The sequence below is a fragment of the Pseudomonas sp. R3-57 genome, from assembly GCF_051132065.1.
Taxonomy (GTDB): Bacteria; Pseudomonadota; Gammaproteobacteria; order Pseudomonadales; family Pseudomonadaceae; genus Aquipseudomonas.
Genome location: NZ_CP071655.1, coordinates 5,505,409 through 5,520,071 on the forward strand (window position 1 = coordinate 5,505,409; position 14,663 = coordinate 5,520,071).

Sequence of the window (14,663 nt, forward strand, 5' to 3'; positions counted from 1 at the left end):
GTGGCAGGCAGTCATTGATGGAAGTGTCTGGGCGGGCCCCATCGCTGGCAAGCCAGCTCCCACAGAGATCTTTAGTGGCCACCGTTCTTTGACCGCAGAGAAACCTGTGGGAGCTGGCTTGCCAGCGATGGGCCCAGTGGGCTCACCGCATTTTGATCGTTCCCACGCTCTGCGTGGGAATGCAGCCCGTGACGCTCCGCGTCACAACCCTGTTCGACAATACTGCGAGTAGCGGCTGGAACGCAGAGCGTCCCTTGAGGCATTCCCACGCAGGAGCGTGGGAACGATCAGCAAAACGCCAACCCGAAGGTTGGCGTTTTCTTTTAGCGTGGTACGACCGGTTTGCGCGTCGGCTTCGGCCCTTTGCCTTTGGCGGCGTCCTTGCGTTCCTTGGCGGCCTGCTGGTTGCGGGCGAATGCCGCGGCCTTGGCCTGTTCACGCTTGTCCCAAGGGTTGCCGCCATCACTGGCACGCGGCGGCAGGCCGTTGTGCTGGGTGAGGATCTTGGTGGTCTTCTCTTTACCTTCCTTCGCCACTTTATGGCTGCCGGCCGGCGTCGAGTTCTTGCGACGCGCGCTCTGATAGCTATCGGTGGCCGGCTGATGCGCCGGGATCAGTTGATCCTTGCCCGGGCCGATCAGATCGCCACGGCCCATGCGGATCAACGCTTCACGCAGCATCGGCCAGCCTTTCGGGTCGTGATAACGCAGGAACGCCTTATGCAGACGACGCTGGTCCTCGCTCTTGACGATGGTCACGCCGTCGCTCTTGTACGTCACCTTGCGCAGCGGGTTCTTGCCCGAGTGGTACATCGCGGTGGCAGTGGCCATCGGCGACGGGTAGAACGCCTGCACCTGGTCGGCGCGGAAGCCGTTGCCCTTGAGCCACAGCGCGAGGTTCATCATGTCTTCGTCGGTGGTGCCCGGGTGCGCCGCGATGAAGTACGGGATCAGGTACTGCTCTTTACCCGCTTCCTTGGTGTACTTCTCGAACATGCGCTTGAACTTGTCGTAACTGCCGATGCCCGGTTTCATCATCTGGTTGAGCGGGCCTTCCTCGGTATGCTCCGGGGCGATCTTCAGGTAGCCGCCGACGTGGTGAGTCACCAGCTCCTTGACGTATTCCGGCGACTCCACCGCGAGGTCGTAACGCAGGCCGGACGCAATCAGGATCTTCTTCACACCCGGCAACGCACGGGCGCTGCGGTACAGCTGAATCAGCGACGAGTGGTCGGTGTTCAGGTTCGGACAAATGCCCGGGAACACGCACGACGGCTTACGGCACGCGGATTCGATCTCCGGGCTCTTGCAGGCGATGCGGTACATGTTCGCGGTCGGCCCGCCGAGGTCGGAAATGACCCCGGTGAAGCCCGGAACCTTGTCGCGGATCTCTTCGATTTCACGAATGATCGATTCTTCGGAACGGTTCTGGATGATCCGGCCTTCGTGCTCGGTGATCGAGCAGAAAGTGCAGCCGCCGAAGCAGCCACGCATGATGTTCACCGAGAAACGGATCATGTCGTAGGCCGGGATTTTCTCCTTGCCGTACGCCGGGTGCGGAACACGGGCGTATGGCATGCCGAACACGTAGTCCATTTCTTCAGTGGTCATCGGAATCGGCGGCGGGTTGAACCAGACGTCGATCTCGCCATGCTTCTGCACCAGCGCACGGGCGTTGCCCGGGTTGGTTTCCAGGTGCAGCACGCGGTTGGCGTGGGCATACAGAACCGGGTCATTACGGACTTTTTCCATCGACGGCAGACGGATCACAGTCTTGTCGCGGGTCATGCGCGGGCTGGCCAGGATCTGCACGACCTTGGCTTCCTGCGGGTCTTCAACCGGACCTTTCTCTTGCTCGATGGCGCAAGCCTGGGTGTCCTGGGTGTTGACGTACGGGTTGATGATCTTGTCGACCTTGCCCGGACGGTCGATGCGCGTGGAATCGACTTCGTACCAGCCTTGCGGCGTGTCACGACGGATGAACGCAGTGCCGCGCACATCGGTGATGTCTTCGATCTTGTGGCCGTAGGACAGACGCTGGGCGACTTCGACGATGGCCCGCTCGGCGTTGCCGTACAGGAGAATGTCGGCGCTGGCGTCGATCAGGATCGAGTTGCGCACGCGGTCCTGCCAGTAGTCGTAGTGGGCGATGCGGCGCAGCGAGGCTTCGATGCCGCCGAGCACGATCGGCACGTGCTTGTAGGCTTCCTTGCAGCGCTGGCTGTAAACCAGGCTCGCGCGGTCCGGACGCTTGCCGGCCATGCCGCCGGGCGTGTAGGCGTCGTCGGAACGGATTTTCTTGTCCGCGGTGTAGCGGTTGATCATCGAGTCCATGTTGCCCGCCGCAACCCCGAAGAACAGGTTCGGCTCGCCAAGCTTCATGAAGTCGTCTTTGGACTGCCAGTTCGGCTGGGCAATGATCCCGACGCGGAAGCCTTGCGACTCCAGCAGCCGGCCAATGATCGCCATGCCGAACGACGGGTGATCGACGTAGGCATCACCGGTAACAATGATGATGTCGCACGAATCCCAGCCAAGCTGATCCATCTCCTCCCTGCTCATTGGCAGGAATGGCGCTGGTCCGAAACATTCGGCCCAATATTTTGGATAGTCAAATAACGGCTTGGCTGCTTGCATGTCGACGACCGGTGTTGAAGTGAAAAATCGCGGGCGCGGAATATAGCACAAATTTTGACCAATTCCGACGGCAGTGGTCGGTTTCTCCAAGAGGCCGCGCATCCGGACATTACGCGTTCCATATGAACGCACGACGCACCATACGGCAAGGAAGCCGACCACTCAGCGCATCTTCGGGATAGCGAGGCGTGAACGTTAAAGGATGACAAGCAATGCCAATCAAACCGCCAGTCAGAGGCTCAACAACCGCATCGGTCCATGGGACGCGCGTCGGCGACTCGGTGCCCGGGCCCGTCAACAGGAATTCATTCGGCGGCACATTGGTGCCCCCTTCTCCTGCCCGACTCCCTTCGTCACCGACCGATCCCGCTCATTCGGTCATTACTCCTGCGCCACCGCGAGTTGCGATCAGCTCAACTGCGAACTCAGCACCCGCCCCCGTTCTGCCCGAACGTCCACTGAAGGACTACTGGATCACCTCGCTGGCGGTGCTGCCGGCACCTGACGCCCAAGGTATTTCGAGCTACCGAGGACGGCAGTATGTTGAAGTGCCAGACGGCGGTACTGTGCAGATCGGAGTGGATCCGGCCAGTGGCTTTTATCGCGCGAAATTACCGAGTGAACTGATACCTTCAGGACCGGTTTTAAAGCCCGGCGTCGAAAGTTCTCTCTGGTATCCGGTTGAACGCCTGGTGCCGTTGACCTATCCGCTATCAACTGCACGACTGGAGGCGTTTCGCACCGACCTGGATTTCAGCACTACCGATCCGGGCAGTGATGGACTGTATCGCTTCAATGGCAAGCTCTACGCGCGAATAGAACAACATGCCTATCAAGTCCTGCATGATCTCGATGCTTCGTCCCCGCAGAGGTCGGTGATGCGCATCGTTCGCCCCGGGGACGCGGTCGCTACCGATGCTGGCAATCTTTACGTGGCTTCGCGCCCCGGCAGTTCGGAGCCTGTCGCTTTCGATACCCGGCACGGCTGGCAAGGCACGATTGTTTACGGTGCCGCGGGTATGCCGCGAACCGTGGCAGAGTTTTCAAGTCTTTTCTGGAAGCGTCTGGAAGTGGCCGATGAACTTGACCGGATAAATCTGCAAGTCCAAAAAGCTTACGAGAAACGTCAGGAGCTGATTGCTGCATGGCTAACGGCGAAGGATCTGGAGGGTGAGCCCGCCACGCAGGTTACTGGCGAATTAACGGCACTTGTCAAACGCGAACTGCATAGCCACCAGGAGCTGAAAAGTCTAGGGAAGGCCCTGAAGTACTACAAAGAGCAAAAAACCGTCGTAAAAACCTTTATTTCCGAGGACGGTTATAGAAATAAAATGATCGCGTTGCAAACAGGACAAATGCTCGCCTATCAACAGCTCATAGAATGCGGCCTGAGTCGTCGCGCACTGGAGGGTCCGCTACTCGACCTCGCACCGGACAGGCTTCCACGCACCGTCAGCTTCCTCTACCGATTGATGGGCCACCTGAAAGAGCGCCAGCTCATTGCCGATAATCTGTTGAAAAAATGGAAGGTCTCGCCGGACGATCTGAGCGACATACTTTCATCGGCGGACACTCATAACGTCGTCGCCTCGTGGGTGCTCACCAAAAGTGTACTGCTGGACAATCCTCTGTCGGCCGGCAACGCTGTTCAGGCTTCTGACCTGGCGGTCCAGTTCGGTATGGCGACCGTCGTTTACTCAGCGCTTGGCAAGATCCCGGAAGACCTGCACGTATCGGTACTCAGTGGCCTGTCTCAGCAGTGCGCAGCACTGCGCGACTGGTACGATCGACTGGATCTGCCAGCCGGCCCCGATCACGTCACCTCACGCAATGACATCAACGCCGAAATCCAGGCGTTCGAACTCACCCTGGAAACTCGCCTGACGCGCCTCTATCTGGACCAGCCGGGCGGCTCCGCACGACCCGCCCCGGAGCAGCCGATTGACTTCGACTATATTCCGCCACAAGACCGAAGCGGCCCGCAGGCAAAGCCCTGGCGCCTGTTTCGGGCGAAAAAGAACGGTGTCAGCAAGATCAACATCGGCGAGTCACGACGCACCGCTCTCGGGGAAGAAGTCATTGACGTCAGCAGCCCCTTTAATCCGAAGCAACCGATACAAACCTACGAGCACAGAGAGGGAGAATGGCGCCCGGTGCAGACGATTCGGAAAAAAGCCCTGCCCGCGCTGCTGGCAGACGCCGGTCAACTGCTGAGCGAGTCCGACTCACACATAAATACCGCCCTCAGGGAAGAGCGGAAAAAATACAACCCGGACAATATTGTTGAATCACTTGAAGATAAAGTCGGAGCGCTGGATGACACAGCCCTGCAGCTTCAGCGGTTCGAACACAGCGATGCCAGTGCCAAGGCGTTGATCCAAAGGCTGAAACAGGACAGTCAGCGCCTGCGGTCCGCAGGTGAGGACATTCGCATCCGGATTTACAAGGACAAGAATTTTCTCTGTGTCGACCGGGTGATTTATCTGATCGACAGGGAGCACGTCCGGGCGCGGAAAAACGCCACCCGACTGAAACGGGGCAAGGGCCAGGACAGAGAATACCTCGACATCTACGTGCTGACGGATGCCCATACCGGCGCGCCACTCTGGCACGCGCACTTTCATTACCCTGCCGTAGACACGCCCGCTCTGAACTTCAACGTGCGTGGCGGTCACCTGAAAACGCTTGAGCAAAGCGCAAAGGGCAGTATGTCGCAGCGCAGAGAAGAACAGGCGGGACGACGACACGTCGCCATTTGGCGCCCTGACTTCGACAAACGCACCGCGCAGAGAATTTTCGATCTGGCGACGATCACCTGAAAGCCTCACGTAATTGCTGTTTCCTCGCCCGGGCATAGTGTCACCCGACAGAAAAGTAACCAGGTGCGCCGTTCGCCGGGAAAGAATCCGGTACAGCCACTTCGTATTCCCTCTCTGGCCATGAGGCCGATAACGCCAGCAGCATCGGAAGGCTGCTGGCCAATTCCACAAGGAACGTAAACCATGCCAATCAAAACACCTTCAAAAGGTATTACTACCGCCCAAGTGCACCCACTGCCGGATACCGCAGTGGATTCACCTGCGCTTCGCCCCGACACCACAGTGCGGCCAGGCTTCGAAACTGCAACGTCGATTCATCCGCCATTCCGACGGGGCGGATCAACAGACAGCATCGACCGCGGGTCGCACCACCTTGCGTGCATTGGAGCTGCAGGAAAACCCGCAACTGGGTATCGTCCCCGACCTGAGCGGGATCGTCGACCTGCGCTCGATCAGTCTCGCCTACACAGGGATCGATTCCTTTCCTACCGGCATCCTGAACCAGCCGCTGCTGGATACCATCAATCTGAACGACAACCGAATCACGGAAATCCCCGACGCCGTCATCGCACCGCAGAATGATCAATTGGCGAACAGCGTGCGCATCAACAACATCACCGATATTTCGAACAACCCATTGTCGAATGCGACGGCCAACCGCCTGATCCACTACCGCAGTCGCCTGCGAGCAGCCGGCACACCACTGACAGGTGCGAGAAACCTTCTCGAAACAGCGCGCATCAGGCGCCCGGAGCTTTTTCGCCTGGCCACGGCTGACCCGATGGTGCGCTGGACCGCAGGCCTGACCGAGAATCAGGTGGCCAAACGCACGCGGCAATGGCAGACCCTGCGCGACCAGCCGCGCTCGGACGGTTTGTTCAACACCCTGGAACGTCTGAAGCATACCGGTACCGGCCACCCGCAACTTCAGGCACGAGTCTGGATGCTGATCGACAGCATCACCGAGAACACGCCGCAGTCCGAACGCTTGCGCGACGAAGTGTTCGATCGCGCGGGCGAGGCGGCCTGCTGTGACCGGGCGGCATTCACCTTCGCCAACCTGGAAACCGCCACCATGATGCACAACGCGATAGCTCTGGCCGGCGACAAGTCGCAGGGACCAGAACTGTTCAAGCTGTCCCGGGCTTTGTTCCGCTTGCATGAAGTCGACAAAATCGCCTCGGCGGATATCGCCCAGCGCGAGGCGAAAATCGCGGCCGGCAGAACGCCGCAAGAGGCTGCTCACCTGCCAGCACCGCATATACCGGAAGAAATGGAAATCAGGTTGTTCTATCGCCACGGCCTCAAAGACCGCCTGCAGTTACCGGGGCAACCGGAAGAAATGGGGTTCGCCCACTTGGCCGGCGTCTCCAAAGTGCAAATGGAAAACGCTTATCAAACCGTCATTGCGCGGGAAAACTCAGCCGAGGAATTTCAGGCATTGGTATCGAGGGAGTTCTGGCAAAAGTACCTGACGCATAAATACCAGGAAAACTTCGAAACCCAACGCCAGCCATTCCAGGACCGTCAGGCAGCCCTCGATGAGTCATTTGCAGCAAATGAATTGTCGTTCGCCGACTACGACGCGCAATCGAAAGCCATGCAGGCAGAGTGGATGATCGAGGAAGCGGCCCTGATCGAGACGCTGAGCCGCCAGGAACTGGCGCAATACAAGGCCAGCGGCACTGACGTGGAAGCCGCCGGCACAAGTGCAAGCTGAATGAGGCGAGTGCTGGCCGACGGTGTTCGGCCAGCCCTTACTCGTCGTCGTCGAAGTTGTAGCTGCCCGGCGCGAGGTTTTCGAAACGGGTGTATTTGCCGATGAACGCCAGGCGGATAAAGCCGATCGGGCCGTTACGCTGCTTGCCGATGATGATTTCGGCGATGCCTTTGTGCTCGGTTTCCGGGTGGTATACCTCGTCCCGGTACACGAACATGATCACGTCGGCGTCCTGCTCGATTGCACCGGATTCACGCAAGTCGGAGTTCACCGGGCGTTTGTTCGGGCGCTGTTCGAGGGAACGGTTGAGCTGCGACAGGGCCACTACCGGGCAGTTGAATTCCTTGGCCAGCGCTTTCAGGGATCGCGAGATCTCGGAAATTTCGTTGGTGCGGTTATCGCCGCTGGAGCCCGGGATCTGCATCAGTTGCAGGTAGTCGATCATGATCAGGCCAACGTCACCGTGCTCACGCACCAGACGCCGCGTCCGCGCGCGCATTTCCGACGGGCTGATGCCGGCGGTGTCATCGATGAACAGCTTGCGATCGTTGAGCAGATTGACCGCCGAGGTCAGGCGCGGCCAGTCATCGTCTTCCAGTTGGCCGGAACGCACTTTGGTCTGGTCAATACGACCGAGCGAAGAAAGCATACGCATGATCAGCGATTCGCCTGGCATCTCGAGGGAGTAAACCAGCACGGCTTTTTCGCTGCGCAACACCGCGTTTTCCACCAGGTTCATTGCGAAGGTGGTTTTACCCATCGACGGACGACCGGCGACGATGATCAGGTCGGACGGTTGCAGGCCGCTGGTCTTCTCGTCGAGGTCGGTGTAACCGGTGGACAGGCCGGTGATCGCGTTGTCGGTGTTGAACAGGGTGTCGATGCGATCGATGGCTTTGGTCAACAGTTCGTTGACGCCGACCGGGCCGCCGGTCTTTGGCCGCGCTTCGGCGATCTGAAAGATCTGCCGTTCGGCTTCGTCGAGGATTTCTTCGGCGGTGCGGCCTTCAGGATTGAAGGCGCTGTCGGCGATTTCGGTGCTGATGCCGATCAGTTGGCGCAACGTCGCACGCTGGCGGACGATTTGCGCATAGGCCTTGATGTTGGCGACCGACGGCGTGTTTTTCGCCAGCTCACCGAGGTAACCGAGACCGCCAACCTGGGACGTCTGGCCTTCCTTGTCCAGTTGTTCGGACAGGGTCACCACGTCGATCGGCATGTTCTGATCGGCCAGTTTGGCGATCGCACGGAAGATCAGGCGGTGGTCATGTCGATAGAAATCGCCGTCGGAGACTTGATCGAGCACGCGTTCCCAGGCGTTGTTGTCCAGCATCAAACCACCGAGTACGGCCTGTTCGGCCTCGATGGAATGTGGCGGCACCTTCAGGGCAGCGGTTTGCAGATCGTATTGCTCGGGAGCGGAGATATCGTTCATGGCCACTTGAGAATTAGGTGAAAAGCAGGGGATTCAGAAAGACAAAGGGCACGACCTGTAAACAGGATCGTGCCCGATGTTAACCGCCTGACGGACAAGCCGCCAGCCGATCCGGTGTTGCTTAAGCTGCTACCACGACAACGCGTACGGTGGCTTCAACTTCGGCGTGCAGGTGCACGGCTACGTCGAATTCACCCACGTTGCGGATGGTGCCGTTCGGCAGACGAACTTCGCTCTTCTGCACTTCAACGCCGGAAGCGGTCAGTGCGTCAGCGATGTCGTGAGTACCGATCGAACCGAACAGCTTGCCTTCGTCGCCAGCGGTGGCAGTGATGGTCACTTCCAGCTCGGCCAGTTGGGCAGCACGGCTTTCAGCCGATGCCTTACGGTCTGCAGCGGCTTTTTCCAGCTCGGCGCGACGCTCTTCGAACGCAGCCAGATTGGCAGCGGTCGCAGCGGTAGCCTTGCCGAAAGGCAGCAGGTAGTTACGGCCGTAACCGGCCTTAACGTTTACTTTGTCGCCCAGGTTGCCCAGGTTGGCGATTTTTTCCAGAAGGATCAGTTGCATGTGAAAATCCTCTAACTTTTAACCTTCACCGTTCGCGCTGTCGGTGTCTTTCGACACGTGACGACCGCGAAAATCAATCAGGCTGTCGACAATGGCCAGAACCACGAGCAACGGATAGATCAGCTGCATGAACAACAGCAGCGTGACGTACAACCCCACCAGCCAGAAACCGGCCAGTCGCTTCTGCCCGACCAGCCCGTGAATCAGGGCCAGCCCGGCGAACACCAGCGGTACACTGCACAACGGCGTCAACATGGCCATCTGTGCACCGAGATTCGGGCCCAGAAGCATCAACGCCAGCAGTAACATCGCCGGCCCCAGCGGAATGCGGATGGCGCGAAACTCGCGACCAAAACCACCCGGGTTGTACAACAACGCCTGCCAATGCCGCCCGACAATCAGGCTCAGCACGCTGACGATTTGCAACAATGCCGCAATCAGTCCGGTCAGGACCGGTGCAATCAGGGACGCGAAACGCGCTTGCTCATCCACCGACAATTGCTTGTAGGTTTCACCGAGAAGCGCTGGCATGACCTTTATCAAGGCTTGCGCGAGCATCTCGATCTGGGCCGCAAACGCGGCCCCGAGCACCACTGAAAACACCACGCCCATTGCTACGCTGACCAGCAGCGTACGGACCCAGGACTCGCTTGCGCGCAAAACCAGCGCAAGCCCCGAAGACCCCAGCAGCACCAGAAGCGCCCGTGGGTCATCGGCATACAGCCACCAGATCAACGCCGGCAGCAGCCCCAGAGACAGAACACCCAGGGCGTCCGTCAGTCCGCGCCGCAGCAGCACAAGGCTCCCGGCGGCAGCACCCAACCAATACAACAACGGCAATGTTGCACATCCGGCCACCACAAGAGTGGCCTGCATACGGCCGCGCATGATGAACTCAGCTAAGGCGCGCATGCATTCAATCCTTTGCTACTTGTCGACTGCCCGGTCTCAGCGGCCGTGGCTGTCGGTGTAGGCCAGCAGGGCCAGGAAGCGGGCGCGCTTGATAGCGGTGGCCAGCTGACGCTGATAACGAGCTTTGGTACCGGTGATGCGGCTTGGAACGATTTTGCCGGTCTCGGATACGTAGGCTTTCAGAGTGTTGAGATCTTTGTAATCGATCTCTTTCACGTCTTCAGCGGTGAAGCGGCAGAATTTACGACGACGGAAGAAACGTGCCATTTGATAGGCTCCTTAATAAGGTCCGTGGATTACTCGTCAGCGTTATCGCTGTTGTCGCTGTCATCACTGTCGGTGCCTTCGGCGCCTTCGTGCTCAGGACGGTCGCGACGCTCACGGCGCTCACTGCGGTTTTCTTCAGCCTTGAGCATCTCGGACTGGCCGGTAACGGCTTCGTCGCGACGGATGACCAGGTTACGGATCACTGCATCGTTGTAGCGGAAGTTGTCTTCCAGCTCGGCCAGGGCCTTGCCAGTGCACTCAACGTTCAGCATCACGTAGTGAGCCTTGTGAACATTGTTGATTGCGTAGGCCAGTTGACGACGGCCCCAATCTTCCAGACGGTGGATTTTGCCGCCGTCTTCTTCGATCAGCTTGGTGTAACGCTCAACCATGCCGCCGACTTGCTCGCTCTGATCCGGGTGGACCAGAAAGATGATTTCGTAATGACGCATGAATGCTCCTTACGGGTTGTAGCCTGCCGCTCAAAAACGGTCAGACAAGGAGTGAATGACACTTATGGACTTGCTGGCCCGGGGCACATGCGTGCCTGCCGCCACAGCAAGGGGCGCAATTGTAGAGAAGGGACTGCGGGGGTGCAAGGTAATTGGTGATTATTTGAACAACCACTAATCTTCGCCGAGACACAAAACAATGTAGGAGTGAGCCTGCTCGCGATAGCGGTGCGACATTCAACTTTGATGATGAATGTTGCACCGCTATCGCGAGCAGGCTTACTCCTACAGGGGATTTGCAGTGGATCAGGACTTCTTCGTGGCAGCCTTGGCCTTGGCGCCGCGCTGGCGCTGGGCTTCGAACAGGCAGACGCCGGTGGCCACGGAGACGTTGAGACTGCTGACGCTACCGGCCATCGGCAGGTTCACCAGATAGTCGCAGTGCTCGCGAGTCAGGCGACGCATGCCTTTGCCTTCGGCGCCCATGATCAGAATGGTCGGGCCGGTCAGGTCCTGGTCATAAATGCTGACCTCGGCCTCCCCCGCCGTACCGACTACCCACAAACCACGCTGCTGCAGTTTCTCCAGCGTGCGGGCAAGGTTGGTCACCGCGACCAGCGGAATCACTTCCGCTGCACCGCAGGCGACTTTGCGCACCACGGGCGTCAAAGTCGCCGACTTGTCTTTCGGCACGATGACTGCCAGCGCGCCGGCCGCATCGGCCGAACGCAGGCAGGCGCCGAGGTTGTGCGGGTCGGTCACGCCGTCGAGCACCAGCAGCAGCGGCGCGCCTTCGGTGCGATCGAGCAACTCGTCGAGCATCGCCTCGCCCCAGACCTGGCTCGGGCTCACTTCCGCAACCACGCCCTGATGGACGCCTTCGACCCAGGCGTCCATTTCGCGGCGCTCGGCCTGGCCGACCTGGACACGATTTTCATTGGCCAGCTCAACCAGCGTCTGCACCCGTGGATCGTTGCGGCTTTCCGCCAGCCAGATCTGCTTAACGCGTTTTGGGTGGTGACGCAGCAACGCTTCTACCGCGTGAACGCCGTAGATTTTTTCCAACTGACTCATGACTTCGCCTTCGGTTTACGGGCTCCGCCACTTTTGGCTGGAGCGGAACCCGCTTTTGGCGGGCCCTTGCGGTGCTTGCTCGGTTTGGCTGGCTTGCCGCCGGTCGCCTTGTCAGGCGCCGACCGTCCGGTCTTTCCCGCAGACGCCGCTTTACCACCGCTTTTCGCATCGGCGAGCAAGGCCTTTTTCATTTCTCGGCTTTTGCGCAGCTCGGCGTTTTTTGCCACGGCGTCGCTGGGCCGATAAGCCTCGGAAGCCTTTTCCTTGGCCGGACGACGGCTGGCGCCTTTCGCCGGGGCCTTGTCTTCCGATGCCTTGGCAGCCGGAGCAGCTGTTTCAGCGCCACGCTTTTTGCGGCCGATCGGCGCGCTGATGGTTTTTTCGGCCATCTCGAAGTCGATCTTGCGCTCGTCCAGATCGACGCGCATGACTCGCACTTCAACGGTATCGCCGAGGCGGAAGCTGCGACCGGTGCGCTCGCCCGCCAAGCGGTGATGCACAGGGTCGAAGTGGTAGTAATCGCCCGGCAGCGCAGTGACGTGCACCAGGCCTTCGACGTAGATATCGGTCAGTTCGACGAACAGACCGAAACCGGTCACCGCAGTGATCACGCCCGGGAACGACTCACCGACGCGATCTTTCATGAACTCGCACTTGAGCCAGTTCACTACGTCGCGGGTCGCTTCGTCGGCGCGGCGTTCGCTCATCGAGCATTGCTCGCCGAGCTGCTCCAGCGCTGCCTCGTCGTATGGATAGATGCGCGCCTTCGGAATGGTCATCGCACCGGCACGCCGAACGTGCGGGGTGTCCTGTTTCGAATGGATCACGCTGCGGATCGCGCGATGCGTCAGCAGGTCCGGATAACGACGGATCGGCGAAGTGAAGTGGGTATAGGCTTCGTAATTCAGGCCGAAGTGGCCGTCGTTTTCAGCGCTGTACACCGCCTGGCTCAACGAGCGCAGCATGACGGTCTGGATCAGATGGAAATCCGGACGATCCTTGATGCCTGCCAGCAAGGCCTGATAGTCCTTCGGCGATGGACCGTCCTTGCCTTTGTGCAGGGACAGGCCAAGCTCGCCCAGGAACGCGCGCAGTTTTTCCAGACGCTCCGGCGGCGGACCGGCGTGAACGCGATACAACGCAGGAATTTCATGCTTCTTGAGGAATTCGGCGGTGGCCACGTTGGCCGCCAGCATGCATTCCTCGATCAGCTTGTGCGCATCGTTGCGGATGGTCGGACGGATTTCGGCGATCTTGCGCTCGGAACCGAAGATGATCCGGGTTTCCTGCGTTTCGAAATCGATCGCACCACGTACGTGACGGGCAGCCAGCAGCACTTTGTACAGCGCATAAAGTTGCTTCAAGTGCGGTACGACGTCGGTGTACTCGCCGCGCAGTTTGCGCGCTTCGGCCACTTTTGGCGTTTCCAGCATCGCGCTGACCTTGTTATAGGTCAGGCGGGCGTGGGAGTGAATCACCGCCTCGTAGAAGCAGTAATCGGTCATTTCGCCGGACTTGGAGATGGTCATCTCGCAGACCATGGCCAGACGATCGACGTGCGGGTTCAGCGAGCACAGGCCGTTGGACAGTTGCTCCGGCAGCATCGGGATCACGCGCTCGGGGAAGTACACCGAGTTGCCGCGCACCTGCGCTTCGTTGTCCAGCGCCGAGCCGATTTTCACGTAGCTGGAGACGTCGGCAATCGCCACGTACAACTTCCAGCCGCCGGAGAACAATCGCAGCTTGCCCGGTTTGGCTTCGCAGTAAACCGCGTCGTCGAAGTCGCGGGCATCTTCGCCGTCGATGGTGACGAACGGCAGATGACGCAGGTCGATACGCTTCTCTTTGTCTTTTTCTTCGACTTCCGGCTTGAGCTTGCCAGCTTCCTTCAGTACGGCTTCAGGCCAGACGTGCGGAATGTCGTAGGTGCGCAGGGCAACATCGATTTCCATGCCCGGCGCCATGTAGTTGCCAACCACTTCGACCACATCGCCCTGCGGCTGGAAGCGTGGCGTCGGCCAGTGGGTGATTTTCACCTCGACGAACTGACCGATCTGCGCGTTGGCGTTGCGGCCCGGCGTGACCAGCACTTCCTGCTGGATCTTCGGGTTGTCGGCAACGACAAAGCCGATGCCGCCTTCTTCGAAGTAACGACCGACGATGGTTTCGTGGGCGCGAGACACCACTTCAACGATCACACCTTCGCGACGACCGCGACGGTCGAGGCCGGAAACACGGGCCAGCGCACGGTCGCCATCGAACACCAGACGCATTTGCGCCGGGCTCATGAACAGGTCGTCGCTGCCGTCGTCCGGCACCAGGAAGCCGAAACCGTCACGGTGACCGCTGATGCGACCGAGGATCAGATCGAGCTTGTCGACCGGCGCATAGGTGCCACGACGGGTGTAGATCAGTTGAGCGTCGCGCTCCATGGCGCGCAGACGGCGGCGCAGGGCTTCGATCTGGTCTTCGGTGGTCAGACCGAATTCTTCGACCAGTTGCTCGCGGGCAGCCGGCGAACCACGATCGGCGAGATGCGCCAGGATCAGTTCGCGGCTAGGAATAGGGTTTTCGTATTTTTCCGCTTCACGAGCGGCCTCGGGATCGAGGGACTGCCAATCGGCCATTAGAGAGTTTTCACCTTGTCTATATGCGGGTTAGTTTGGCATAGGCGCCATGAAACGGGAAATTTCCGGCTATATAAGGCGCAACGGATGCCGTGATCTGCCGTCCGAAAGCCATTTTGACCACCGCCGGTAAAAAAAATCATATTTTTTGCT

The 14,663-nt window shown here is 59.5% G+C and carries 10 protein-coding genes; 2 read left to right on the forward strand and 8 right to left on the reverse strand.

The genetic code is table 11. The features are described 5' to 3' along the window. Nucleotides 1–323: 323 nt before the first annotated feature. Nucleotides 324–2,636: a YgiQ family radical SAM protein gene (locus tag J3P93_RS24775; protein WP_208938951.1), complete on the reverse strand. Its 2,313-nt coding sequence runs from the start codon at nt 2,634–2,636 to the stop codon at nt 324–326. A gap of 212 nt (nt 2,637–2,848) precedes the next feature. On the opposite strand from J3P93_RS24775, the gene J3P93_RS24780 reads away from it, so the two are divergent. Both J3P93_RS24780 and J3P93_RS24785 read left to right on the forward strand, forming a co-directional pair. Beyond that, entirely contained in the window at nt 2,849–5,455 is a 2,607-nt protein-coding gene (locus J3P93_RS24780) for a hypothetical protein (protein WP_434592922.1), read from the forward strand. Nucleotides 5,456–5,828: 373 nt separating this feature from the next. Beyond that, complete coding sequence (locus J3P93_RS24785; protein ID WP_434592924.1) at nt 5,829–7,175, forward strand: NEL-type E3 ubiquitin ligase domain-containing protein; 1,347 nt, start codon at nt 5,829–5,831, stop codon at nt 7,173–7,175. A 37-nt stretch (nt 7,176–7,212) separates the two neighbouring features. Here the strand turns inward: J3P93_RS24785 and dnaB are convergent, their stop codons facing one another. From dnaB to rnr, 7 genes are all read right to left on the reverse strand, one after another. After that, nucleotides 7,213–8,610, reverse strand: coding sequence for a replicative DNA helicase (gene dnaB / locus J3P93_RS24790; RefSeq protein WP_090280796.1), 1,398 nt, complete (start codon nt 8,608–8,610; stop codon nt 7,213–7,215). Nucleotides 8,611–8,731: 121 nt separating this feature from the next. Then, on the reverse strand, nt 8,732–9,178 hold the full coding sequence (gene rplI, locus J3P93_RS24795) for a 50S ribosomal protein L9 (RefSeq protein ID WP_003221136.1): 447 nt from the start codon (nt 9,176–9,178) through the stop codon (nt 8,732–8,734). A gap of 18 nt (nt 9,179–9,196) precedes the next feature. Then, on the reverse strand, nt 9,197–10,090 hold the full coding sequence (locus J3P93_RS24800) for a hypothetical protein (RefSeq protein WP_093105347.1): 894 nt from the start codon (nt 10,088–10,090) through the stop codon (nt 9,197–9,199). Between the two features lie 36 nt (nt 10,091–10,126). Beyond that, a complete protein-coding gene (rpsR, locus tag J3P93_RS24805; protein ID WP_002551829.1) occupies nt 10,127–10,357 on the reverse strand; it encodes a 30S ribosomal protein S18 in 231 nt (76 codons plus the stop codon). A gap of 29 nt (nt 10,358–10,386) precedes the next feature. Further along, entirely contained in the window at nt 10,387–10,809 is a 423-nt protein-coding gene (gene rpsF / locus J3P93_RS24810) for a 30S ribosomal protein S6 (protein ID WP_016771938.1), read from the reverse strand. A gap of 306 nt (nt 10,810–11,115) precedes the next feature. Further along, nucleotides 11,116–11,883 (reverse strand): 23S rRNA (guanosine(2251)-2'-O)-methyltransferase RlmB, encoded by a 768-nt coding sequence (rlmB, locus tag J3P93_RS24815; RefSeq protein ID WP_093105350.1) that lies wholly within the window; start codon nt 11,881–11,883, stop codon nt 11,116–11,118. Further along, entirely contained in the window at nt 11,880–14,510 is a 2,631-nt protein-coding gene (rnr, locus tag J3P93_RS24820; protein WP_434592929.1) for a ribonuclease R, read from the reverse strand. Before rnr ends, rlmB begins: the two co-directional genes overlap by 4 nt. Between the last annotated feature and the right edge of the window lie 153 nt (nt 14,511–14,663).